21 protein-coding genes and 2 pseudogenes are annotated in these 23,800 nt (G+C 70.2%); 14 read left to right on the forward strand and 9 right to left on the reverse strand.

What is annotated here, in order from left to right; genetic code table 11:
- Positions 1 to 442 precede the first annotated feature (442 nt).
- From ACFOW4_RS12890 to ACFOW4_RS12910, 5 genes and pseudogenes are all read left to right on the forward strand, one after another.
- Positions 443 to 589, forward strand: coding sequence for a hypothetical protein (locus ACFOW4_RS12890; protein WP_377527391.1), 147 nt, complete (start codon positions 443 to 445; stop codon positions 587 to 589).
- Between the two features lie 14 nt (positions 590 to 603).
- Positions 604 to 829: pseudogene (locus ACFOW4_RS12895) on the forward strand (DivIVA domain-containing protein); the annotation flags it as partial.
- A 310-nt stretch (positions 830 to 1,139) separates the two neighbouring features.
- The gene (locus ACFOW4_RS12900; protein ID WP_377527392.1) at positions 1,140 to 1,547 is read left to right on the forward strand and encodes a GIY-YIG nuclease family protein; all 408 of its coding nucleotides are present in this window, start codon (positions 1,140 to 1,142) and stop codon (positions 1,545 to 1,547) included.
- Positions 1,548 to 1,724: 177 nt separating this feature from the next.
- Positions 1,725 to 4,793, forward strand: coding sequence for a DEAD/DEAH box helicase (locus tag ACFOW4_RS12905; RefSeq protein WP_377527394.1), 3,069 nt, complete (start codon positions 1,725 to 1,727; stop codon positions 4,791 to 4,793).
- Positions 4,783 to 7,917 (forward strand): sacsin N-terminal ATP-binding-like domain-containing protein, encoded by a 3,135-nt coding sequence (locus tag ACFOW4_RS12910; protein ID WP_377527396.1) that lies wholly within the window; start codon positions 4,783 to 4,785, stop codon positions 7,915 to 7,917. The genes ACFOW4_RS12905 and ACFOW4_RS12910 overlap by 11 nt, the downstream gene beginning before the upstream one ends.
- Before the next feature lie 12 nt (positions 7,918 to 7,929).
- On the opposite strand, the gene ACFOW4_RS12915 is transcribed toward ACFOW4_RS12910, so the two are convergent.
- Positions 7,930 to 8,364, reverse strand: coding sequence for a hypothetical protein (locus tag ACFOW4_RS12915; protein ID WP_377527495.1), 435 nt, complete (start codon positions 8,362 to 8,364; stop codon positions 7,930 to 7,932).
- Here ACFOW4_RS12915 and ACFOW4_RS12920 point away from each other — a divergent pair.
- Positions 8,324 to 8,849, forward strand: a pseudogene (locus tag ACFOW4_RS12920) (IS5 family transposase); the annotation flags it as partial. The gene ACFOW4_RS12915 and the pseudogene ACFOW4_RS12920 sit on opposite strands and share 41 nt — an antisense overlap.
- Positions 8,850 to 8,868: 19 nt before the next feature.
- A complete protein-coding gene (locus ACFOW4_RS12925) occupies positions 8,869 to 9,723 on the forward strand; it encodes a hypothetical protein (protein WP_377527501.1) in 855 nt (284 codons plus the stop codon).
- A gap of 62 nt (positions 9,724 to 9,785) precedes the next feature.
- Here ACFOW4_RS12925 and ACFOW4_RS12930 read toward each other — a convergent pair whose 3' ends face one another.
- On the reverse strand, positions 9,786 to 9,908 hold the full coding sequence (locus ACFOW4_RS12930) for a hypothetical protein (RefSeq protein ID WP_377527398.1): 123 nt from the start codon (positions 9,906 to 9,908) through the stop codon (positions 9,786 to 9,788).
- Positions 9,909 to 10,673: 765 nt separating this feature from the next.
- On the opposite strand from ACFOW4_RS12930, the gene ACFOW4_RS12935 reads away from it, so the two are divergent.
- Genes ACFOW4_RS12935 through ACFOW4_RS12945 form a run of 3 tightly spaced genes read left to right on the forward strand, consistent with a single transcriptional unit; the run spans position 10,674 to position 12,942 of the window.
- Entirely contained in the window at positions 10,674 to 10,826 is a 153-nt protein-coding gene (locus ACFOW4_RS12935; RefSeq protein WP_377527400.1) for a hypothetical protein, read from the forward strand.
- Positions 10,827 to 10,849: 23 nt separating this feature from the next.
- Positions 10,850 to 12,499 carry a hypothetical protein gene (locus ACFOW4_RS12940; protein WP_377527401.1) on the forward strand — a complete coding sequence of 550 codons (1,650 nt, stop codon included), beginning with the start codon at positions 10,850 to 10,852 and terminating at the stop codon, positions 12,497 to 12,499.
- A gap of 20 nt (positions 12,500 to 12,519) precedes the next feature.
- Positions 12,520 to 12,942 (forward strand): hypothetical protein, encoded by a 423-nt coding sequence (locus ACFOW4_RS12945; protein ID WP_377527402.1) that lies wholly within the window; start codon positions 12,520 to 12,522, stop codon positions 12,940 to 12,942.
- 213 nt (positions 12,943 to 13,155) lie between these two features.
- Here ACFOW4_RS12945 and ACFOW4_RS12950 read toward each other — a convergent pair whose 3' ends face one another.
- Together ACFOW4_RS12950 and ACFOW4_RS12955 are read right to left on the reverse strand one after the other, a co-directional pair.
- Positions 13,156 to 13,524, reverse strand: a complete 369-nt coding sequence (locus ACFOW4_RS12950; RefSeq protein WP_377527404.1) for a DUF4180 domain-containing protein — start codon at positions 13,522 to 13,524, stop codon at positions 13,156 to 13,158.
- A complete protein-coding gene (locus ACFOW4_RS12955) occupies positions 13,517 to 13,969 on the reverse strand; it encodes a helix-turn-helix domain-containing protein (protein WP_377527405.1) in 453 nt (150 codons plus the stop codon). Before ACFOW4_RS12955 ends, ACFOW4_RS12950 begins: the two co-directional genes overlap by 8 nt.
- Before the next feature lie 190 nt (positions 13,970 to 14,159).
- Between ACFOW4_RS12955 and ACFOW4_RS12960 the strand changes: the two genes are divergently transcribed.
- On the forward strand, positions 14,160 to 17,642 hold the full coding sequence (locus tag ACFOW4_RS12960; protein ID WP_377527407.1) for an ATP-binding protein: 3,483 nt from the start codon (positions 14,160 to 14,162) through the stop codon (positions 17,640 to 17,642).
- Between the two features lie 70 nt (positions 17,643 to 17,712).
- Here ACFOW4_RS12960 and ACFOW4_RS12965 read toward each other — a convergent pair whose 3' ends face one another.
- Positions 17,713 to 18,195 carry a MarR family transcriptional regulator gene (locus ACFOW4_RS12965; RefSeq protein ID WP_377527408.1) on the reverse strand — a complete coding sequence of 161 codons (483 nt, stop codon included), beginning with the start codon at positions 18,193 to 18,195 and terminating at the stop codon, positions 17,713 to 17,715.
- Between the two features lie 62 nt (positions 18,196 to 18,257).
- On the opposite strand from ACFOW4_RS12965, the gene ACFOW4_RS12970 reads away from it, so the two are divergent.
- Complete coding sequence (locus ACFOW4_RS12970; protein ID WP_377527410.1) at positions 18,258 to 18,749, forward strand: SgcJ/EcaC family oxidoreductase; 492 nt, start codon at positions 18,258 to 18,260, stop codon at positions 18,747 to 18,749.
- Between the two features lie 75 nt (positions 18,750 to 18,824).
- Here ACFOW4_RS12970 and ACFOW4_RS12975 read toward each other — a convergent pair whose 3' ends face one another.
- From ACFOW4_RS12975 to ACFOW4_RS12985, 3 genes are read right to left on the reverse strand one after another with little or no spacing between them, the layout of a single operon-like run.
- Positions 18,825 to 19,679 (reverse strand): ABC transporter permease, encoded by an 855-nt coding sequence (locus tag ACFOW4_RS12975; RefSeq protein ID WP_377527412.1) that lies wholly within the window; start codon positions 19,677 to 19,679, stop codon positions 18,825 to 18,827.
- Positions 19,676 to 20,689, reverse strand: coding sequence for an ATP-binding cassette domain-containing protein (locus tag ACFOW4_RS12980; RefSeq protein WP_377527414.1), 1,014 nt, complete (start codon positions 20,687 to 20,689; stop codon positions 19,676 to 19,678). Before ACFOW4_RS12980 ends, ACFOW4_RS12975 begins: the two co-directional genes overlap by 4 nt.
- Positions 20,690 to 20,715: 26 nt before the next feature.
- Positions 20,716 to 21,270 (reverse strand): NADPH-dependent FMN reductase, encoded by a 555-nt coding sequence (locus ACFOW4_RS12985; protein WP_377527415.1) that lies wholly within the window; start codon positions 21,268 to 21,270, stop codon positions 20,716 to 20,718.
- Between the two features lie 259 nt (positions 21,271 to 21,529).
- Between ACFOW4_RS12985 and ACFOW4_RS12990 the strand changes: the two genes are divergently transcribed.
- Together ACFOW4_RS12990 and ACFOW4_RS12995 are read left to right on the forward strand one after the other, a co-directional pair.
- Positions 21,530 to 22,132 carry a dihydrofolate reductase family protein gene (locus ACFOW4_RS12990; RefSeq protein ID WP_377527417.1) on the forward strand — a complete coding sequence of 201 codons (603 nt, stop codon included), beginning with the start codon at positions 21,530 to 21,532 and terminating at the stop codon, positions 22,130 to 22,132.
- Between the two features lie 127 nt (positions 22,133 to 22,259).
- Positions 22,260 to 22,775 carry a GNAT family N-acetyltransferase gene (locus ACFOW4_RS12995; protein ID WP_377527418.1) on the forward strand — a complete coding sequence of 172 codons (516 nt, stop codon included), beginning with the start codon at positions 22,260 to 22,262 and terminating at the stop codon, positions 22,773 to 22,775.
- Between the two features lie 19 nt (positions 22,776 to 22,794).
- On the opposite strand, the gene ACFOW4_RS13000 is transcribed toward ACFOW4_RS12995, so the two are convergent.
- Positions 22,795 to 23,781, reverse strand: a complete 987-nt coding sequence (locus ACFOW4_RS13000) for an aldo/keto reductase (RefSeq protein ID WP_377527420.1) — start codon at positions 23,779 to 23,781, stop codon at positions 22,795 to 22,797.
- Positions 23,782 to 23,800: the final 19 nt, after the last annotated feature.

Raw genomic sequence — 23,800 nt, forward strand, 5'->3', positions numbered from 1 at the left:
GCCACCGTCACCATCGCCGCGCTACTCCAATGGTTATGAACCTTTGAAGACACGGCCTAGTGACATAGCTGGGCCTTGAGTCGATTCGGCTTGGCACCAGAGCGGCTCGTCCGGGCACCTATGCCCGATCAGTGCCGGGGCGGCGCGGCGACGCTGCCTCGACACGCGAAGCAAGCGCGTCGCGTCCAGCGGCGCACCCAGCGAAACGTGTGGCAGGCGGAAGAACCGCCGCGGCACCGGTCGCGGCGCATCAGCAGGCCCGGGATGCGTGCTGGGTCGGTACGGACGCACGGTCGTACCGATCATCCCCATCCACCTCGGCGCCGCTCGACAACCATCGACAGGAGGGGGACATGGACTCGATTGACGAAATCTTCGGCGAGCTACCCCTACCGCCCCACATCACCGCCGAAACGTCACCTTCGCGGTCAGGGCGGTCACCGTGCACGCTGCCGAGCAGTGGCGGGGCGGCCTGCGCTGCCGCAACGACCGCGCGCGCCACCCCTGCCCGCTGCACCGCTGGGTCTGCCGGGTCCGTGACCAGCGCGGCCTCACCGACCGTCAGATCCGCGTGCTGATCGCTGAGTAGGAGGCGCCGCAGCGATGATCGACGTGACCGGGGAATGCCTGCACCCGCACCACGTCCGCGCCGTCGACTTCGAAACCCGCTGGGCGCGGTCTCGACCCCGACCAGGTGCACGACTACCTCAACCGGATTGCAGACGAACTCGAACGACTGCACGGCGCGCTGACCACGGCGAACACCGAGGCCGAACGCATCCGCCAGGCGCTGCGGCAGTGGCAGTCCCGGCACACCGGCTGCCGCCACACAGACCCAGGTTCACCGAATAGCCGGTGGCAGCGATGGAGCGCACCCCGCTGGATCATCCACCTACCCACCACCCTGACCAGCCTCGACGGAGCCATCACCCTGGCCGCAGCCCTACGCGACTTGCTCGGTCACGTCACCGCCATCGACTTCGGTGAGACCACCCTGAGCGAGGAGGATCGCCAGTTCCTGCGTACCCAGAATCTGGTGCGCGCCAAGCTCGACGGGCCCGGCCGCTGCCGCCTCCGCGACGACCACGACGGCCCGTGCGGGGCCGCGGACGAGGGCCCACGCCGGTAACGTCCCGGGGATGCCCGACACCGTGCACGACGACCTACTGGCCGGCTTCACGGCTCCCCAGCCGTACACCCTGGAGACCGTTGCCGAGGCTCCCAACGCCGCTGGCGTGCACGTGGTTCTCGACCGCGGCGTGGTCATCTACGTCGGCCGGACCAGGCGGGGTCTCCGGGATCGCCTCCGGCAGCACCTGAACGGCAACCGCGACTCGTCGGTGCTGCACGACCAGGTCGGCCAGGTTCTCGACACTCCGGACAACGAGGCGTCGGCCGATGACATCGCCGACTGGCTGGGCCGGTGCGAGGTCCGCTGGCAGGAGATGGACAACCCGGAGGGTACGAAGGAAGCCCTGGTCGTCGCCTTCAAGCCGCGCTTCAACCGCCAGGTGCCGAAGCCACGTGACGCGGAGGGTGGCGAATAGCGGAGCGGCGCGTGGGATGACTGCCCCGAGCCGGATTAGTCCCGACCTTCGGCGCAGATCGATCTCCATACGGCTGAACGGCCCCGTCGAGACTGTCGACGCGTGCCTATGCTCTTGGGCGTCGGGCGAGGCCGCGGGCGAGGGCCGGTCGCGTGGGGGCGAGTTCGAGGGGCGCGCGTGGGATTCAACGTCGGTGACATCGTTGCCGTTCAAGCCGACCCCAGTCGCGTCGGGCCGGTCATCCAGATCCTTCAGAGCGTCGACGGCTTCGGCCGCTATCGCGTCTTCCACGAAGCGGGAAGCCTGCGCGAGTACGCGGAGGACCAGCTGGTTCTCGCGGCGGCGCCACCGGAGGCGACGACCGGCGGGCTGTCTCCTGCGGAGTTCCGGGCCCGCCTGGTCGCCGCCAGGCTCAGTCACCCGCTCACCGATCACGTGTATTCGCTGCGGGCGGCCCGGATCACGTACGTGCCGTTCCAGTTCCGTCCGCTACTGCGCCTCGCCCGCGCCGACGAGCCGCGCCTGCTCATCGCCGACGACGTCGGCGTCGGTAAGACGATCGAAGCCGGCTTGATCCTGAAGGAGTTGGCTGCCCGGCAGCCGCTGGACCACGTGCTCGTCCTCTGCCCCAAGGCGCTCACCGTCAAGTGGCGCGAAGAGATGCGCCGCTTCGACGAGGACTTCCGGGTGCTCGACTCGGCGAGTCTGCGCTACTGCTTGAACGAGGCCCACCTGGAGGGCGCCTGGCCGCAGGAGTACCGGCGCGCCATCGTGCACTACGAGCTGTTCGCGCGGGAGTCGTACCTCAACGGGAGCCCGACGCATAAGAGGAACAGGGGCCTGCGAGAGCTGGACCCGCCCCCTGCCTTCGACCTCGTGATCGCCGACGAGGCACACCACCTGCGTACGCCGGGCACGAACTCCCATACGCTGGCCCAGTATCTCGGCCGGATCAGCACAGCCCTCGTCCTGCTCTCGGCGACGCCGGTGCAGACCCACGCCCGTGATCTGTTCACCCTGCTCAACCTGCTCCGCCCGGACCTGTTCCCGGACCGGCAGACGTTCTTCGAGGTCGTCGAGCCCAATCGACACCTCAACGCCGCCGTACGAATGCTGCGGAAGGGCTCCCCGGATGCCACCCACAAGGTGCTCGACGCCTTGCACGCCGCTGCCTCCACCGACTGGGGGCGGCAGGCCATCGCGATCGACCCGCGGTATCAGGGCGTCCGCGCGCGGTTGAGCGCGACCGTCCTGACGACGGACGACCGGGTACGGTGTGTGCGCGAGATCGAAGAGCTGAACACGCTCGCTCCGCTGGTGAACCGCACCCGGCGGCGCGACATCGGCGGGTTCACGATCCGCGAGCCGCGCACCGTACTGGTGCCGTTCACGCCTGTGCAGCGGAAGTTCTACGAGCGTCTGCTCGAAGCCCGCCGCGACCAGTTGCTGACCCGATACGACCCGGTCGTGGTCCGCCTGATTCTCGACACCCTCGAGCGGCAGGCGTCAAGCTGTCTACCCGCGCTGGCTCGCCGCATCGCGGCTGCGGACGAGGTGACCGTCACCGATCTCACCGATGCGCCGGAGGCGGAGCCGGACGATTCCTCGCCGAGGCTCCCGCTGCCGACGGACGCGGACCTCCGGGAGATGGCGCGGCTCCTGCCGCCAGAGGACCCCAAGCTCGAGCGGCTGCTCCAGGCCGTCCGCGAAGCGCGCGCCGCCGACGGTCCGGGCAAGCTCCTCGTCTTCTCGTTCTTCCTCGGCACCCTCGACTACCTCGTGGAACACCTCACCGCGGCCGGTGTCCGGGTCGGGGTGGTCACCGGTCGCGTGGACGAGCCCGATCGCCAGCTGCTGCGGGACCGGTTCCGCCTTGGCCGTGCGGACGCGGAGGCGATCGACGTCCTGCTCTCCAGCGAGGTCGGCTGCGAAGGCCTCGACTACGAGTTCTGCGATCGGCTCGTCAACTACGACATCCCCTGGAACCCGATGCGCATCGAGCAGCGCATCGGCCGCATCGACCGGTTCGGGCAGCGGAGCCCAAAGGTGCTGATCCTCAACTTCGTGACGCCCGAGACCGTCGAGGAGCGGGTCTTCCATCGCTGTTGGGAACGGCTCGACCTGTTCCGCGACACGGTGGGTGACCTTGAGGGCGTGCTCGGTGAGATGACGCAGGGCCTCACCGCCGTGGCGAGCAGCACCGAACTGACTCCGGAGCAGATGGCGGAACAGGCGCGGCAGCTCGCCGACAACGCCGTACGGCTCATCGCCGAGACCCGCGGTGTCGAGGACGCGAGCCACGACCTTCTGGGGCTGGACGACAGCCTCACCCACGACCTGAACACCCTGGTCGCGGATGGGAGAGCGGTCACCGAGCAGCAGTTGGAGGAACTCGTTCGCGCCTACGTGACGTGGCCGCCGGTCTTAGGTCACCTGGATCGATCGGCCGGCGACGTGCTGCGGCTACGCCTGTCTCAGCCAGCTCGGTTGGAACTGCTCACCGCATTGGGCCGCCACGAGGCGAAGCTCGGCGGGGGCCGGCTCGTGCAGGAGCTACGCCGATGGCTCAACGAGAAGGACGGCGGCCTCCGATTGACGTTCTCCGCCGAGGTGGCCAGCGGCGATCGATCACTCGCCTTCCTGACCGCCACCCACCCGCTGGTCCGGCTGGCCGTGCAGGCACTTGCCCCGGCCGAGGGTCAACAACTGCGCGCTCATCTGCATGTCGTGGATCAGGACCTGCCAGCGGGCAGCTACCTCTTCGCCTGCGACACCTGGGAGACGATCGCCGCTCGGCCGGAGTACCGCACCGTGCCGTTCGTCGTGGACGCCGCGCGGTTGACCGCCAGCCCCGCCGTCGAGCGGCGCCTCTTCGTGCTCCTCGCCGACGTGCGGCCCGCGAGCGAGGAGCGATCCGCCGGCCCCGGTGCGGCGGATGCGGCACTTGCCAGTTACGCCGAGCAGCGGCGCCGAGATGCGGTGCGGGAGGCGCATGCGCTCAACGAGGTGCTGCTGGCCCGCCGGATCGGCAGCCTCGAAGCCCATCACCACCGAAGCCTGCTGCGACTCGACGAGCGCCTCACCGACGAGACGGAGCCGCGGATCCTCACCATGCTGACGGCACAACGAGCGCACGCCGTCCGTGACTTCGAGCGGCGCCGTGAGCAGCTGGAGGAACGACGCCGCGTCGACATCGTCAGCCACCGGATCGCGGAGGGAGTGCTGATCATCAGCCATGCCCAGTGACTACGCACGCATCCGCGAGGACAACATCCGGGAGTACGGCGAGGGCACCCGGCACCTCGACTTTCTGCAGCGGCTCTACGCCGACCGCACCCACTTCATCTTCGAGCTTCTGCAGAACGCCGAGGACGCCGGGGCTACGCGGGTCACCTTCGCGCTGCACGCGGATCGCCTCGTCGTCGAGCATGACGGCCGCCTCTTCAACGAGCAGGACGTGCGAGGCATCTGCGGAGTCGACGTCTCCACGAAGACCGGCGAGCTGACCAGCATCGGCAAGTTCGGCATCGGCTTCAAGTCCGTCTACGCCTACACCCGCGCACCGGAGGTGCACTCCGGCTCGGAGCATTTCCGCATCCAGCACTACGTCCGGCCGGAGCCTGCCGAGTGTCCAGGAGACGTGGACCCCGACCTCACCAGGTTCGTCTTCCCGTTCGATCGCGACGACGCGCCTCCGCACACCGCGCACAGCGAGATCAGTAGTGGGCTCGCCCGGCTCGACCCCGTCGCGCTGCTCTTCCTCGCGCAGGTTCGGGAAGTTGCGATACGAGGGGAAAGCGGCGTGACCACGCTCTCCCGCAACGCGCCTGGCGGGCAGTCGCCCGACGTTGAGCTGGAGGTTCACCAGAACGGGCGGGTGACCAAGCACCAGTACTGGCGCGTGTACCGCCGCCCGCTCGACCATATCGGGCACCCGGGTCAGCGGGTGGAGGTCGCGTTCAAACTGACCGGTCCCGGGCCGGATGCCCTGGTCAAACGCGTTCCCCGCGCGCCGTTGGTCGTCTATTTTCCGACCGACAAGCCGACCGGGCTCGGATTCCTGCTGCAGGCGCCGCTGCGCACCACTCCGGCGCGGGACAACGTACCCGAGCACGAACCGGACAACGCGACGATCGTGGCGGAAGCCGCGCAGCTTTTGGTCGATGCTCTTGAGGAGATGCGTCGTGACGGTCGGCTCGGTCTCGACGTGTTCGAGGTGCTTCCCGTCACGCCGGAAGCATTCCCCGAAGGCTCGCTGCTACGACCGCTCTTCGACGCCCTTCGCGATGCCGTGCAGACCCGGCCCCTCCTGCCGGTCGCGGGTCCGATGCGGCACGCGCCCGCCTCGCGCGTCCGCCTCGCGCGGGTGCGGAGCATGCAGGAACTGTTGACGCCGACGCAGCTCGGCGCACTAATCGGCATGGCCGAGAAGCTGTACTGGCAGCCGGAGCAGTTGACCGAAAACCGGAGCCCCGCCCTGTGGAGCTACCTGCGCAACACCCTCGGCGTCGCTGAGGTCACTCCGGACTGGGTCGTCTCCCAGCTCAGCACGGAGTTCCTGGCGTCGGCCGAGGACGAATGGCTGATCCGGCTGTACCGCTTTCTTGCCCAGAGCCCCGCCCTGTGGCGTGAACCACGGGGACACTGGGACCGTCCCGGACCGGCCCGCACCATGCCCCTTATCCGTCTGGAAGACGGCCGCCATGTCGTGCCGTTCGGCTCGGACAACCGCCCGCAGGCCTACCTGCCCAGGACGACGCCCTCGAGTTTTCCGACCGTCCGGCGAGCGATCGTCGCCGACCAGGATGCCCGAGCCTTCCTCCAACGGCTCGGCCTCACCGAGCCGAACGCGGTGGACGAGGTCATCACGCACGTCCTGCCGCGGTACCACGGCTGGACCGCGTCGGTCGACGAGGATCAGCATGACGTCGACCTCGCAGCCATCCTCCACGCCCTGCAGACCGCCAGCGGATCGCGAAGGACCGACCTGCTCAAGGAGTTGCGGGAGACGGCCTTCCTGCTGTGCCGGCCGGCGGACGGAGCGACGTACTCGTATCAGCGCCCGTCCGTCGCCTACTGGCCGGACCCCGAACTCGAGCACTACTTCCTGCCCAGCGAACACGGGTGGTTTCTCCACGAGCGTTACCAGCGGTATCGCCGCCAGCTCAGCGAATTGGGCGTGGCGGACCGTGTTCGGGTCTCCCTGCGTGAGTCCAACCCGCAGGGCCATGTCGTCATCTGGAACTTCCATAGCAACCACCGGCGCGGCCTGCACGGATTCGACCCCGACCTGAACATCGCCGGACTGGACACCGCCCTGGCTCATCCCAACCACGAGCGATCCGCGTACGTCTGGAACCAGCTGTTGTTGCCGCACGCGAACCGGCTGCGTGGGGTGGTGGAGTCATCGACTCGGCAGGACTACACCAACAGCGATCGGGCTGACACGACCTCCACGGCGCTGGAGGTGGCCGCCGCACACGCATGGCTGCCGACGGAGAACGGCTCCTTCGTCGAGCCCGCGATGGTGTCGCTCGACGACCTACCGGACGACTTCACACCCAGCCAGGCCCTCGCCGATGCTCTTGGCATGCGCACTTCCCACATCGCGCAGGCGAGTGCCGAGTTCAATCTCCCCGTGGACTTCCTGCAGTTCGCACGCAAGCACCCGGCGAAAGCCGCCGAGATGATGCAGCGCCTCCGCAACGAGTGGCGAGGCGTCGACGTCGACGTCGACGTCGACGACGGCGACGGCGACGGCGACAAGAAGATCGGCGCCGGCCTTACTCCCGAGGAGTACGCCGACGCGCTGGAGGCTGCCTTCGACAAGGCCCCGGTATACGCAGAACCCCGGACCGACCTGCCGTCCACCCCCGGGGTGGTCCAGGCTCCTGCCATTCGCCGACAGCGGACCGCGGAGGCCATCAGCCAGGACCTCGCGGATGAGCCGGCGCCTCGAGATCGGTTCCGCGTCCTCGGTCGCAAGGTCTGGGACGGCAAGGATCCCGCGGTACGCCAGTTCCTGCTGGAACAGTACGACGGCCGCTGCCAGATCTGTGCCGCCACTTTCCTCAAGCGGGACGGAACTCCGTACTTTGAGGTCCTCAGCCTCGTCTCACACACCGCGGCCGCCTGGATCGACCGCCAGGGCAACGCGTTGTGTCTCTGCCCGACCTGCACCAGCAAGTTCCTGCACGGCCAGGTCGCATCCGAGGACCTGCTGGAGCAGGTCCTGCGGTGGCGCACGAGCACCGAGGGCGGTTCGGACAACGGCCTGGAGGTCGAGCTGTGTGGTCAGCCAGTCGTCATCCGCTACACGGAGAAGCACCTGCTCGATCTGCAGGCGATGGTCACCGTCGCCAGCTCCTAGGCGTCGGCCACGCTAGGGGAGGGCGGCACCGTTGTGGGCGAACAGGATCCACTCGAGCCGTTCGGCCGAGCACTGGATTCCGGCTTCGCGCACGGAATTGCTCCACAGGTGGAGATGCTCGACGTACGCACAATACCGACGGTCTCTGCGACGAGTGCCGGCCAGTCTGACCGTGAAGATTCCGAGCGTGTCGTTGAAAGTGCGAAAGACCCGGTCGTCGAGAATGAGCGGCTGCCATGGCCTGTCTTCTGCGCGCCCAGCGAACGCAAACCACTTCGTGTAGAAGGAGCGGCCCACGCCCGCCAATGAAAATCGACAATATGCCTCATCCAGCTTTCCCTCGCGGCAGAGCCTAGGGCGTGTCCTGCCGATCTTGTAGTGGTTGATCGTTGACGATGTGCCGGTGGTGCGTCGTGGTGAGTTGACCGATGAGGCGTGGGCGGTGATCGCGCCGCTGCTGCCTGAACCGGGGAGTTCTCGGGGCGGTGGCGGGATCACCGTCAGGTCATCAACGGGATCCTGTGGAAACTGCGCACGGGCGCGCCGTGGCGTGACCTGCCAGAACGCTTCGGGCCGTGGAAGACCTGCCATGAGCGGCTGCGCCGCTGGACGGCCGACGGCACGTGGGATCGGATCCTGGCCGCGGCGCAGGTCCACGACGATGGCACACCGGTGCAGTGGACGATCAGCATCGACTCGTCGATCGTGCGGGCGCATCAGCATGCCGCTGGCGCCCGTAAAAAGGGGGCTCCTCGACAAGTGCGGCGACGCCTGGTGCGCAAGATGGCGAGGCCATCGGGCGATCCGGTGGAGGGCTGAGCACGAAGATCCACCTAGCGGTCGACGGACGTGGTCGGCCGTTGTCGATCCTGCTCACTCCCGGTCAGGCCGGCGACAACCCACAGCTTCTGGCCAGTGTCCCGGCGGTTCGCGGCGCGTACAGCCGTGCTCGTGCTCGGTGTTGCCGTCACGGCGGCGGTGGTCGTGCCGGCGAGCCCGGCCTCCGCCGCGGTCCCCGGCCTGGTGCGGATCTCCGCGACCAGCGCGTTCAACTCCAACGACTTCCACACCATCACCGCGGTCTGCCCGGCCGGCAAGGTGCTGACCGGCACCGGGTACGAGCTGAACGGGGCGACCGGGGAGGCGGTGGTCGACGACCTGCGCCCCAACGGCGGTCCCGCCACGGTGCCGACGGCCGTCACCGCGACCGCGTACGAGGCGGACGCCTTCGCCGGAAGCTGGTCGGTGACGGCGTACGCGATCTGCGCCAACCCGGTGGCCGGCCTGGTCCGGGTCGCGGCGGTGAGCACCAACAGCTCGAACAGCTTCCGCACCATCACGGCGGCCTGTCCGGCTGGGAAGGTGCTGACCGGTACGGGCTACGAGCTGAACGGCGTCACCGGTGAGGCCGTGGTGGACGACTTCCGCCCCAATGGTGGTGTCGCCGCGGCGCCGACCTCGGTCAACGTCGGTGCCTACGAGGCGGACGCGACCGCACTGAACTGGGACGTCACCGCGTTCGCCATCTGCGCCGGCCCGTTGCCGGGTCTGGTCCGCACCTCCGCGGTGAGCAGCAACAGCTCGGCCGACTTCCGCAGCGTCACGGCGACCTGCCCGGTCGGCAAGGTGCTGACCGGCGCGGGCTACGAGCTGAACGGGGCCGCCGGCGAGGTGGTCGTGGACGACTTCCGTCCCAGCGGCGGCGTCGCCACGGCCCCGACGTCCGACACGGCCGGCGCCTACGAGGAGGACGCGTTCGCCGGTAGCTGGGTCAACACGTCGTACGCCATCTGCGCCACCGCGTAACAGTCACCGCGCCCGGTGCGGCCGTCCCGTTTCGCCGGACGACCGCACCGCTGCGTGCTGGATCAGGAATTACCTTGCCGCTGAACCCGCTCGTCGCCCGAGACCTTGGCCCGGCCCAGGTCACCTTCCGTGCCGGCGGAGCCGGTGGCGGTGCGCCGGTGCCGCATGCCTGGCGAGTGCTCCATGGGCGAACCCTGGCGGCCCGGAGCGCCGCTGCCCGGATGCCGCCGGCCTCGCGCCGACTCGCCGCCGCTGTCGTGTTTGTTCTGCTTGTGGCTACCCATGCGTCGCGCGTACCCGGTAGGCGGGCGGCTAGACATCCGACACAGCCGGCCTACTCACGTTGAGCGGTCCGAAGCGGGCTCGCGCTGCGGTCGTCGGCCTTGACCGACGGCGGCAAAGGCCGGGGTGAAGGTGTTGCTGAACACCGGCTCGCAGCCGGTGCCGGATGTCACCGACCTGCCGACGGCAGGTCATCGCGACTTGTCTCGGACGTCGGCGGCAACGTGATCGGCCTGCTCCAGCCGGCATGATCCTGGCCGTCACCGGTCTCCTGCACGTGCTGCGGGCGTCCGCCGACGTCCGTCGCCGGTAGACCGTAGGCCGATCGTACGACGGGTGGGGGTACTGCTGTTGAGTGCGATAGGACGATCTCCGCCCGACGGCCGTCACGCAGGCGGCCAGCGGCGGCCACTCGGTGCGAGATCGGGTCACGTTCTGATAACGGGCGCCGCGGTGGCCAACCTCTGTCGGCCGGCGCTCGTATCGAAACATGCAGGTGGCAGGTGTCTTTCGTCACATACGCATCGACGAATCTGGCGGACTGTCCTATTTTCTGCCCGCCTCGACTCGCCCGCCGACCTGTAGCACCCTGTACCCCCTCAGGCACTTATTGCGGTCAGGTGGTGGGGGCGTGATTGGCAATGAAAGAGCCGCGTGGCGTTCGAAGGATGATGATGAACATCGGCATCGCCGCTCTGGCCGCCCTGCTGCTCACTGCTGCAGGCAGCACGGGCTGGCTTCGTCACCGCTTTGACGCTCACGGGCAGTGGTTCATCGACAACGACCGCAGCCTGGAGGGGGTGCGCGGGTCCTCTGCCTGATCGCGGCGGTCATCCTTTGCCGGGTGATCTTCGGGCGGTTGCGCCAGAGCCTGGGCGAAGAGAAAGCAGTGGCGCAGCGCCCCGGGCAGCCGGACGTCCCATGGCTGCAGCGCCTTCAAGCCTCGGCGATTGAGCGGCTCACCGAGCACGATCGCAAGGCGATCGCAATGTTTGTGGAGCTGATCGTCGACCCCGCCAGCTCTCGCTCGCGACTAACCGAGACTATCGATCTCGATGAGCGTGCGGTTACTCAGCAGGTGTCGATCTCCTTCACGTTGCCGGATGCCGAGGACGGTGGAAGGGCTCTCTACATCCCGGTCCTGCAGCCGATGAAAGGCGAGCTGGTGGACAACTTCCACCTCTGGTCGGCGGGCGGCGGCTCAATACCCACCCTCTCCTATGAGGAGACCACGCGATTGGCGGCGGCCGGCCTCCGCCTCATCCTCATGGAAATCTTCGCCGGCAAGGACGCGCCCTCACCACCGACTACCTTGGAGGAGCCCGTCCGGGCTGCCGAACTGGCGCTGCTGCAGATCGTGGCGACTCGTGGGCCGTTGAACGGCAAGCGGGTGCACGGACGGATGGACGTCATCCTCGAGGAAATTAAGTTTCCGAACGACGAGAGCAAGGAACGCGTCCGCAAGTATGTCGCGGCCCTCAGTTGGTCCTATCCGATCGTGGCGGTCGTTGCGGCGCCGGACGCGTCCAGCGGGCGGTTCCTGCTCAAGTATGAGCCGACGTTCATTCCCGCGTCGCTTACCAGAAGTTGGCGTGGTCTGCTTCGGCTCGGACTCGGCCTGAAGCCCGACAAGGTGGCGATTCCGGTGGAGTTGGCGCTCACCGCTGAGAGCTACCACCTTCGCGTCAATGCCCCAACGAACAAGTACGTCCTCAAGCAGTTCCTCCAGTGCCGGCACTGTCGGGTCCTGTTGACCCGGCAGTGGCGCGGCAAGGAACCCGCCGGCATGCCCGAGGAGAAGAACGGCTCCGGCAAAGAGGACCCTGACAGGAAGCTTCTCTGTGCGCACCAGCTCGATTCGACCAGGACCGGACAGGACGACCTTGTCACGGACCATCATTTCCGGGTGCGCCGCAAGCGGGGCCAGAACTTTGTGCACGTCTACATGCGCGGCTACTCGCGGGCCGCACCGAAGCTGCGGGATCTGCAGCTGATCACCGGCTTCAAAGAGACCCCACCGGGCGCCCGGGGGCGCGCGACCGTCACCGCCCTGGCCACCACCCTGCTGATCGCGGTCGCAGGAAACCTTGTCACTGATCCGCAAGGGGCGCAGGTGGGCGGCCTGCCGGCCCTCATGCTGGCGCTTCCGGCCGTCGCTGCCTCTTGGTTCGGCGTCTCATCGGACAAGGACGCGTTGGTCGGTGGTTCGCTTCTCGCGCGGTTGTCGCTTGTTGTGAGCGGTGTCGTGTCGGTGATCGCGGTCGTGCTGTATCTGGGATCACCGCCACCGACCGTACCGACGCCAATCCCGGGGGGCAGCGTCGCCGACCCCCTGACCTTCGTTGGAATCACCGACTGGCGTTGGATCACGCTCTGCGTGGTCTCGGCGTTGAACCTCTTCTACGTCAGCTACCGTTTTGCCCTCAAGCTCGTGCACTTCAACGATCTGATTACACGCGAAGACCTCGGCGCGGGTGACTTCGCATGGCGATAGTGAAGGGGACTCGAGGAACAGTGGCCACACCCGACAAACCCGAACCCGAACCGGAGCCGCAGCCCGAAGACCGATACCTGGTGGACGACGCGGTCTGGGTGCTGCCGTCCAGCAACTACGTGGACCCAGGGCCGCCGTTGGAGACAAGCCTCTTCGACGATCCGCAGCGCCTGGACAGGGCTTGGTCACTCACCATGTCGACCCTGCGCGCGGAAGCCCGGGAGTCAGATCAGCAGCGTCGGCAGGTCGAGAACCGTGCTCGCGCGTTGATCGACGAGGCCAACCGCTCTGTTGCACCGCCCGATGACCATGAGGCTGAGCGGCAGGCCGGAGCCGCCGCGCCGATCCCGGAGCCCAAGGGCGAGCCCCGCGCCGGTTTGACCGACCGGGTCGATCGGCTTGCGCAGGCGACCCGGCGGTTCGCTCGTTTGCGACACGGCTGACACCACCTGCTGATGCCCGATCTCTCGAGCTTAGTTTCTCGCGGTGTCGGGCGGTTCCGATACCGTCTCGACGTTATGCGGATCAGCGAGACCATCCTCGGGCGGGAGCATTGCGCGGGCCGTGGCGCGCCGCCAAGTCGCTCGCCGGGGACCCGGATGGGCAGCGCCTGGCCCACGCTCTCGACGGAATGTCGGCACCGGTGCCCAGCGCGGTCAAGCCGCGCCGCGTAGCCGGGCGTCGAGGGCGTCCAGGTCGGGGACGAACCAGATGTGCTCGGCCCGGTTCGACTCCTGCACCAGGGCGCGCAGCGCCGAACTGGCCGCCAGGTGCGCCGAGATGTCGCCGACGACGGCCAGCCGCAGCCGGTAGTTGACGAACTTCTGCATGACCTCGCCGGCGAAGCGGGTGCCCAGCGAGAAGAAGCGCTCGTCGAGCCGGCTCGCGGGTACGGCCACCACCTCGACACCGAGGAAGGCCGCACCCACCAGGTCCAGCGCGTCCTGCTCGGTGGCCACCGGCGGGCCGGCGGGGTCGCAGACCAGTACCCGTACGCCGGCTCGTTCCTGTACCTCGTCAGGCACCGTTCTCCTCCTTCCGGCCCAGCAGGCCGTTGTCCGCGTCGAGCACCGCGTCTAGCAGGTGCAGCAGCTCTGCGGTGGCGGCGACGCCGCCCAGAATGATGATCTTCATGCGGTGCCGCTCCTCGTTGTGCACGGTCTGGACGCGCAGCGGGTGCGCCTGGTCGTGGCCGGTGTTGGCGCTGGTCAGCACGAGTGTGCCGAGCCGGTCGGCGGCGGCTCGGTCGACGCCGTCGATCTGCACGATGCTCGACACCTCGGCCGGGCCGGCGACGGCGGCGGACCGGGTGCGCCCGGTGAGGACGTCGAGGTCGGCGGCGGCGATCCGGTACTGCTTGCCGATCCGCACCGCCGTGAGCCGGCCCGAGCGGATGTAGCCGCGCACCGTCCGCACGTGCAGGCCGAGCCGGTCCGCGACCTGCTCCACCGAGTACATGTCTTCCTTCATCGCTCCCTATGGTAGCTGAATGGGTAACGATAGGGAGTGATGGGGTTAGGTCAGCGCGCTGCGGCACGGACTGCGCCGGCCGGACAGGCAGCACGAGCTGCGTGGGCTGCCCCTCCCGCCGGAGAACTGGTGCCAGCCACGCGTGCGCGGACTCCTCGGTGTCGGACGGGTCCGATACCGTCGGGGAGCCATGGACGTGCGGCTGGGCGACGCCATCATCGGGCGGGAGCATCCCGCGGGCCTGCTGCGCGCCGAGCTGGATCGGGCCGCCACCAGTCACGGCGGGCTCGTGCTGGTCACGGGCGAGCCGGGCATCGGCAAGACGACGCTGGTCACGGCCGCCGCGCGCGAGGCCCGTCAGCGGGGGGCGCTCGTGCTCGGCGCCGCCTGCTGGGACTCCGACAGCGCGCCCGGTTACTGGCCCTGGGTGCAGGTGCTCCGCGGCCTGCGACGTTCCGCCGACGACTGGGCGGTGGCCCGCCCGACCGCGCAGCCGGCGCTCGCGGCCCTGCTCGGCGAGGCGGGCAGCGAACAGCTCAGCCGTACCGCCACCATGGCCGGCATCGAGGCGGGCGGGGACGGCGCCGACCGTGAGGCCTTCGCCCTGTACGACGCGGTGACCGCCGCGCTGGTCGCGGTCTCCCAGCACCGACCCGTCGTGGTCGTCCTTGATGATCTGCACTGGGCCGACCCGGCCTCGCTGCGGCTGCTGGGGTTCGCCGCCCAGCACACCTGGTTCGAGCGGCTGCTGCTGGTCGGCACGTACCGCGACGCCGAGGTCGAGTCCGCCGAGCATCCCCTGCGTCCGCTGCTGATGCCGCTGGCGGCGAAGGCGACCACCGTGACCCTCACCGGCCTCGCGCGGGACGAGGTGGCCGCGCTGATAACGCGTACCGGCGGGCGGGACCCCGACGCCGGCCTGGTCGACGACGTGCACCGGCGCACCGGCGGCAACCCGTTCTTCGTCGAGGAGACCGCCCGGCTGTGGCGCGCCGACGGCGCGGCCGGCACGATCGCTCCCGGGGTACGCGAGGCGGTGCGCCGCCGGCTGGCGCAATTGCCCGCCGCCGTGGTCGACGCGCTCACCGTCGCCGCCGTGCTGGGGCGCGAGTTCCACCGGCAGGTCCTCGCGGCCTGCGCGGTGGCCCCGGTGGCGCAGGTCGACCGGCTACTCGACGCGGCGGTGACCGCCCGGCTGGTGGTCGCCCGGGGCGGCGGCCGGTTCGCCTTCGCCCACGACCTGGTCCGGGAGACGATCTACGACGGGCTCACCGACGAGGACCGGCAGGCCCGGCACGCCACGGTGGTCCGGGCGGTCGACGGCCCCGGCGCGCTCACCGACCGGCTGATCCCGGCCGACCTGGCCCGGCACGCGTACCTCGCCGGGTCCGCGCTCGACCCGGCCCGCGCCGCCGAGGTGCTGGTGGCCGCGGGGCGGGACGCGTTCGGCCGGCTGGCCACCGACGAGGCGGCGCTGCATTTCCGCCGGGCGCTGGAGATCGTCGAGGACCGGGCACAGCGGGTGCGGATCCTCCTCGAGTTCGGCCAGGTCTGTTTCCATCACGCCGGCCGCGGCGAGGCGGTGCAACTGCTCACCGAGGCCGCCACGCTGGCGCGTACGCTCGACGACCCGGTGCTGCTGGCCCGCGTCGCGCTCACGGTGCACCGCACCCGTCAGGTGGCGACCGAACGCTCGGCGGAAGCGGCCGAGCTGGTGCGGGAGGCGTACCGGCGACTGATCGGCGAGCCCGATGCCGCCGCGCCGGTCGCCACCCTGATCGCCGACCTGATCACCGCCACCGAGACGATCGCCCGGCGCGGCCGGGACGACGAGGCGCTCACCTTCAGCCTGTGGGCCCGCCACGACACCACCTGGGGGCTGGGCACCGCGGCGGCGCGGGCCACGCTCACGGCCGAGATCCGGGACGTGGCCCGCCGCTCCGGCGACCGGGAAACCGAGCTGTGGTCGACCTCGCTGCGGTGGGTGGCCCTGCTCGAGCTCGGCGACCCCCGCTACGTCGAGGAGTTCGACTCCTTCGTGACCGTGGCGCGGCAGGACGACGCCGCCCGGAGCCGGTTGGCCGCGGCCGTCGACGGCGGGATCATCGCCGCGTTCCGGGGTGACTTCGCCGAGGCCGACGAGCTCTTCTCCGCCCTGACCGACCTGGCCGACCCGGGCCACGCCGACTTCGCGTTCATGGGCCACCACGTGTTCTGGTCCCGACTGCTGCTCCAGGGCCGGTTCGCCGAGGCTGAGACGCTGCTGGACGGGCTGCGCCCGACCGACTACCCCTACCGGGAGCTGCTGCGGGCGATCACCGCGGCGGAGCGCGGCGACGACGAGACGGCGGTCCGACTGACCAAGGACATCGAGGCCGCCGGCATCCGGTACCCCCGTCCGGTGTCGCCGCTCTGGCTACGGCTGCGCGCGCAGGCCGCCGCCGCGTCCGATGACCCGCAGCGCTGCGCCGAGGCGCGGTCGGCGCTGGCCCCGCACCGAGGGGAGTGGACGGTCGCGCTCTTCGGCTGCGACATCAGCGGGCCGGTCGACCAATGGCTGGCCGTGGTCGACGCAGCGCAGGAGCGCTGGGACGACGCCGTCGCCGGATTCACCGCGGCCCGCGACGCCGCCGACCGGATGGGCTCCCGGCCCTGGTCGGTCCTCGCCCGCGCCGGCCTCGTCCGCGCCCTGGCCGGCCGTGGTCGCCCGGAGGACGCCGCGCCGCTGACCGCGCTGCGCGCCGCCACCGCCCGGGACGCCACCGCGCTCGGCATGACGCAGGTCCTCGACCGACTGGCCGGCCCGACCTCTTCCGACACCACAGCCCTCGAAGCCACAGCCCCGACCACCAGCTCCACAGCCGCGGCGACCGAGACCGAAGCTCCAGCCACCGCAGCCGCAGCCCGGGTCGCCGAAAGCACCGCCGCGGCCGCCGTCACGGGCCAGTCCGCGACGGCCAGCAGCCCAGGTCGGGCCGTGAAGGCCCAAGCCGTGCCGAGCCAAGCCGTGCCGGGCCTAGCCGCGACGGGCCAGGCCGCGACGGCCAGCAGCCCAGGTCGGGCCGTGACGGCCCAAGCCCTGCCGGGCCAGGCCGCGACGGCCGTGCGGGCCGCCGCGTCATTCGAGGGGTACGAGTTCCGCCGCGACGGGCCGGTCTGGCAGCTCGCCTACGCAGGCGAGTTCGTGCACCTACCCGACGCCAAGGGGCTGCACGACCTGCACCTGCTGCTGAGCCGGCCGGGCAGCGGCGTCCCCGCCGTGGAGTTGCTCGACCCGGCCGCCGGCCCGGAGCTGGCCGCCGCCCGAAGGATGGGCGGCGACCCGGTCCTCGACGACGAGGCAAAGGCCCGCTACCGGCGGCACCTGGAACGCCTTGATGAGGAGATCGACCGGGCTGTCCTGCGCGGTGACGACCGGAAGGTGGCCGCGCTCGACGCCGAGCGCGGGGCACTGCTCGACGAGCTGCGCGCGGCCGCTGGTCTGGCTGGCCGGACCCGTCGGCTGGGCGACGAGGCGGAGCGGGCCCGCAAGACGGTGACCGCGCGGATCCGGGACACGCTGCGCAAGCTTGACGTTCGCCATCCGGCGCTCGCCCGCCACCTGCGCGAGTCCGTCTCGACCGGGAGCACCTGTCGCTATCTGCCGCCCGAGCCCCTGCGCTGGCGACTCTGAGCCGGTGGTTCGAGGGTCTTGAGCCTCAGCTGAGTCGCGGCTTCACCTGCGCGGCCGTGGCGAGGCGCGCTCACGTGCCGGTTGGGGGATCGGCCGGAGCCGTGCTGATCCGCTTCGCCTGCTCTTCCTGCACCCGGCTGGCGGTCCGCAGGAAATCGAGGATCGTCGCGAGTTGGTCCTCGTCGTACCTGCCGAGGGCCTGTGCGCCGGCGGCGCCGACGGGTAGGTAGATGTCCTGCTCGATGGTGCGCGCGGCGTCCGTGGCGGTGACCAGGACCCGCCGTCGGTTCTCGGCGTCCCGGGTACGGCTGACCAGGCCGGCCCGCTCCAGGCGGTCGATGACGGTGGTGGTCGCGGCTGGGCTGAGCTTGAGGGCGGTGGTCAGTTCCCCCGCCGACATCGGACCACCGTTGGCCAGGACGAGATCCAGCGCGCGAAGGTCGGTGCGGTTGAGCCCGAGCCGAGCGGCGGCAGCCTCCTCGAAGGCGTCGAAGCTCTGTTGGAGCAGCCGCACGTGCATCGACACGTCACGGATCAGACTATTCTTCGACATTCGAAACCTTCTGCTATCGTAGTCTTCGACGATCGAAACGATATCAGACGGGGGAGGACACCATGACAGCTGATGACCGTGAGATCAGGGAGCTGTTCGGCCGGCTCATGCGGGCCTGGACCGACAACGACGCCGTCGCCTACGGCGCCTGCTTCACCGAGGACTCCGACTACGTCTCCTACGACGGCACTCGGGCCATCGGACGACAGGCCATGCAGAACGCTCACGACCGGCTCTTCCGGGGCGTGCTTGCCGGATCCGCACTCGTCGGCGACCTCGAGTCGATCCGGCACGTCGCCCCGGGCGTGGCGATCGTCCACGGCACCGCCTCGGTCCTGATGCCCTGGCGATCGAAGCTGCCGAAGCGACGCCTGTCCCGGCAGACACTGGTCGCCGTGCGCACCGAACACGGCTGGCTGTTCACGGCGCTACACAACGGACGGGTACGCCCGGTGCAGATCCCGGCCCCGGAATCGCTGCCCTCCCGCATGGCTCAGGCCCTCGGCCACGTCGCACGCCGCGTCGGCGTCGGCCGGGCTCCGGTCGGAGCGTGACCCCCCTGCCCGCCGACCGCGTTCGACAGATGGGCGCCGCCACGTTGGTGGCGGCGCCCGTCGGTCGTGTCGGGATCAGCGGCGGTTGTAGCGGTACATGGTGAGCGTGCCGAAGACCACCACGAACCCGGCGCTCCACAGCAGCAGCCACATCGTGCTGGACGCGTCCGACGAGCCGGCCATCGCCGCGCGGACCGCGGCCACCAGCTGCGTCACCGGGTTGACCTTCACGAACGCCTGGAGCCAGCCGGGCATGGTGGCGGGCTCGACGAAGACGTTGCTGAGGAAGGTCAGCGGGAACAGCACCATCATGCTGACCCCCATCACCGACTTCTCGCTGCGCAGGATCAGGCCGAAGAACGTCCACACCCAGGAGAACGCGAACGAGAAGAGCACCAGCAGCCCGATTCCGGCGGCCACCCCGGCCACCCCGCCGCCGGGTCGGAACCCGAGCGCCAGGCCGACGCCGAGGATCACCAGGGCGGCGAGGATGTAGCGCAGCACGTCGCCGAAGATCATGCCGACCAGGGCGGCCGGCCGCCAGACGGGCAGCGTACGGAAGCGGTCGAAGATGCCCTTCTCGATGTCGGTGTTGAGGCCGACGCCGGTGTACATCGTGATCATGACGACGCTGGTCACCATGATGCCGGGCAGGAAGAACTGCAGGTAGTCGCGCGGGCTGTCGGCGAGGGCGCCGCCGAAGAGGTACGTGAACATCAGCACCATGATGATCGGGAACGCGGTCACGTCGAAGAGCTGCTCCGGCACGTGCTTGATCTTCAGCAGGGCCCGCCAGCCGAAGGTGAGCGACGCCCCCAGCGCGCTCGGTCGGGGCGGTCGGGCGCCGGGCGCCAGTACGGTCGCCAGCGCCTCGGCGGACGGGACGTAGACGGACGGCGCCCGTTCGGTCGTGGTGCTCGTGCTGCTCATCGGGCTGCCTCCAGCTGCTCGTCGCGCTCGTTGGCCGGTACGGCGGGGTGGTCGGTCAGGGCCAGGAAGACCTCGTCCAGGCTGGGCTGGCCGAGGGAGAAGTCGTCGACGACGATGCCTGCGCGGGCCAGTTCGCCGAGTGCGCGGGCGGCCTGCGCGCTGGCGTCGAGGTCGGTGCCGGCCTCGCCGACGCGGGCGGTCAACGCCACCGGGTCGCCTTCGAGCTGCACCGGTACGCCGAGCGCCGCCCGGAGTACCCGCTCCGCCTCCGGCCGCTGCCCCGCGTCGCGCAGTCGCAGGTGCACGGTGCCGGAGCCGACCGACGACTTCAGCTCGCCCGGGGTGCCCTCGGCGATCACCCGGCCGTGGTCGACCACCGCGATCCGTCCGGCGAGCTGGTCGGCCTCGTCCAGGTACTGGGTGGTCAGCAGCACGGTCGTGCCGTGGGCCACCACCGCCCGGATGATCTCCCACACCTGGTTGCGGCTGCGCGGGTCGAGGCCGGTCGTCGGTTCGTCGAGGAAGAGCAGGTCGGGGGTGTTGAGGATGCTCGCCGCGATGTCGATGCGCCGCCGCATCCCGCCCGAGTACTTCTTCACCTGACGATCGGCGGCCTCGGTGAGGCCGAACGCGGCGAGCAGGGCCGCCGCGCGCTCCCGCGCGGCCGGCTTGCGCAGGCCGAGCAGACGGCCGAGGAGCACCAGGTTCTCCGTGCCGGTCAGGTCCTCGTCCACGGAGGCGTACTGGCCGGTCAGGCTGACCCGGCCGCGGACGGCGTCGGCCTCGGTGACCACGTCGTGTCCGAAGACCCGGGCGTGGCCGCCGTCGGGGCGCAGCAGTGTCGCGAGTACCCGGACCGCGGTGGTCTTGCCGGCCCCGTTCGGGCCGAGCAGGCCGTAGACGGTGCCGGCGGGCACCTGCAGGTCGATCCCGGCCAGCGCCCGGGTGTCCCCGAACGACCTGGTGAGGCCCTCGGCTTCGATGGCCAGGCCGGTGGTGCGTCTACTCATGATCCTTACCCTTCGTTTCGTCGGTCTCAGGAGACGTAGGGCCGCGCTTCGCGACCGTCGCGCAGCGTCAGGCCCCACCAGCGGAGCTGGTCGAGCAGGACGCGGGTGTCCTGGCGGAGCTGGTCGACGTGCGGCGGCGTCGGATCGCCGTGGAGCAGGTCGATGCCGACGACGTCGCGCACCGTCATCGCGTGCAGCGCGGTGAAGACCGTGCGGAGCTGGTCGACGGCGTGCAGGCCGGTGGACCGGCAGCCGTACGAGACGAAGCCGACCGGCTTGGCCTGCCACTCGTCGTACGCGTAGTCGATCGCCTGTTTCAACGAGGCCGGGAAGCTGTGGTTGTACTCGGGGGTGACCACGACGAACGCGTCCGCCCGGCCGACCTCACCGACGAACGCCCGCACGGACGCGGTCGGCTCAGCCGGGTAGCTGGTGGGGAAGTCGTAGTCGCCGAGGTCGACGACCGTCACGCTCAGGTCGTCGTGCCGGTCGGCCTGGTCGACGAACCAGCGGGCGACCCGGTCGCCCGTGCGTCCCTCGCGGGTGCTGCCGATGATCACGGCGAGTCTGAGCGGTGTCATCGTTCCCCCTCCCCGGCCACTGTCGGTCTCATCCGTCAGGCGCGAGGCGGCGGCCGGCGGCCCGCTAGATCAGATCTAGCGGACGCCGTGGCGCGCGGATCGGCGGCCAACGAACTGTTCGCCGTCGCCCGTCGCGGCCTTCTGCCGTCGCCTACAAAAAATCTTGGGAAGGGGTGTCGAGCGGGGCGTCGCTGGCTTCGACCGTAGGCAGAGGCAGGTCGGATTCACCGGCGTGCCGGCAGAGACCAGGGAGCGAACGATGACCAAGGTGACGACCGGAGCCACCATGTCGTTGGACGGCTACATCGCCGACACGTCCCATGGCGGCTTCGAACACCTCTTCCAGTGGTACGGCAACGGCGACGTCGAGACGCCGACGGCCAACCCGGAGATGACGCTGCGCACCTCGGCGGCGAGCGCCGCGCACCTGCGCGATCTTCACGAGAGGACCGGAGCGTTGGTCGTCGGCCGGCGGCTCTTCGACATGACCAACGGCTGGGGCGGCCGGCACCCGATGGACGTGCCGGTGGTCGTCGTCACCCACCAGGTGCCCCAGGGGTGGGAACGCGAGAACGACTCCTTCGTCTTCGTCACCGACGGCATCGAGCGCGCGATCGAGCGGGCGAAGGCCATCGCCGGCGACAAGGAGGTCGGCGTCAACGGCGGCACCATCGCGGCGCAGGTCATCGAGGCCGGCCTGCTCGACGAGGTCCACGTCGACCTCGTTCCGGTTCTGCTCGGCGACGGCATTCCGCTCTTCGCCGACCTGAAAATCGCACCCGTCCAACTGGACGGCCCCATCAGTGTCGTCGAGGGCAACGGCGTCACCCACCTGGCCTACCGGGTGCGCAGGGCGGGCTGAGCAGGCCGGGGGTCCGTCCATCGGATCTGCACGGAGAATTGGGCCGACCTGTTTCTCCGTCAGCCGTTGTGCGGGCGCGACGTCGATGGCGGCTGTTTCAATGAGCGCCGGAGACGGGGGTGATGACATGACCGACGTACGGCTCGATCCGTGGCGCGAGGGCGATCTGGCTCTGCTGCGGGCGCTCAACACGCCGGAGACCCGGCGGCACACCGGCGGCCCGGAGACCGACGAGCAGGTGCTGGCCCGCCATGAGCGCTACGTCCACTTCGCCGACGACGGTAAAGGCTGCGTCTTCGTCCTGGTGCTGCCCGACGGCGCGCGAGTGGGCAGCGTCGCGTACTGGAGTCGGCAGTGGCGGGGCCAGCCGGTGTACGAGATGGGCTGGGCGGTGCTGCCCGCGTACCGGGGGCAGGGGCTGGCCACCGCGGCGGTGCGCGCGGTGGTCGACGTGGCCCGCGCCCGCCGGACCCACCGGTACGCGCACGCCTACCCATCGGTCGACAACCCGGCCTCCAACGCGGTCTGCCGCCGGGTCGGCTTCACCCGGCTGGGTGAGGTGGACTTCGAGTACCCGCCGGGGCGGATGATGCGCGCCAACGACTGGCAGTTGGACCTGACCGCCCCGCCGGCCGAGGGCTGACGCCGGCGGGGCGGTGCGGTCACCAGGTGGTGTCGAGGCGGTGCCGCTGCTCGTCGGTCAGCTCCAGCTCCACCGCGGCCAGGCTCTCGTCGAGTTGCGCCACCGAGGAGGCGCCGACCAGCGGGATCGACGGCACCGCGCCGCCGAGCAACCAGGCGAGCACCACCTGGTTCACCGTCGCGCCGGTCTGCGCGGCGACCTCCCGCAGCGCGGCCAGCCGGCGCGGCGCGCTCGGCAGGTCGTACTCCGGGCCCAGCGGCTTGTCCGCCCGGGTGAAGGCGCCCTTCAGCAGCGGCGAGTACGCCACCAGGGTCAACTGGGGCTCGGCACGCAGGTAGCTGAGCAGGTCACCGCCGGTGGCGCCCGGATCGCCGTCCGGGTCCAACTGGCGGGGCACGTCGGTGCGCCGGGGCAGGTAGCTGTGGTGGTACTGGAGCACCTCGTACCCCGGCAGGCCGGCCGCGGCGGCCAGCGCGCGGGCCCGCTCCACCCGCCAGGCCCGGTGGTTGCTCGCGCCCAGCAGGCCGACCGTGCCCTCGGCGACCAGCTCGGCGAAGCCCTCCACGGTCTCGGCCAGGGGTACCGTGCGGTCCTCGATGTGGGCGTAGAGCAGGTCCAGCCGCTGCACGCCGAGCCGCTCCCGGCTGCGCTCGGCCGACTCGCGGATCACCTTCGCCGACAGGCCCTCGGCGTTGTCCAGGTAGCTGGTGCCCGGGGCCAGCGGGCGGGCGCCCAGCTTGGTGGCGATGACGATCTCGTCGCCCACGCCCCGGCTGCGCCGCCACCGGCCCAGCAGCTCCTCGCTCTGCCCGCCCTGCCCGCCGTCCACCCAGAACGCGTAGTTGTCCGAGGTGTCGATGAAGGTGCCGCCGGCCTCGACGTACCGGTCCAGGATCGCGTACGAGGTGGCCTCGTCGGTGGCGCTGCCGAACAGCATCGCGCCGAGGCTCAGCACGCTCACCTCGCGCTGGGTCGCCGGGTCGGCCCCGATCGTGCGGTACCGCATCAGATCTCCTTCCGTGCGC

The organism is Micromonospora sp. GCM10011542, assembly GCF_042650685.1.
GTDB lineage: Bacteria > Actinomycetota > Actinomycetes > Mycobacteriales > Micromonosporaceae > Micromonospora.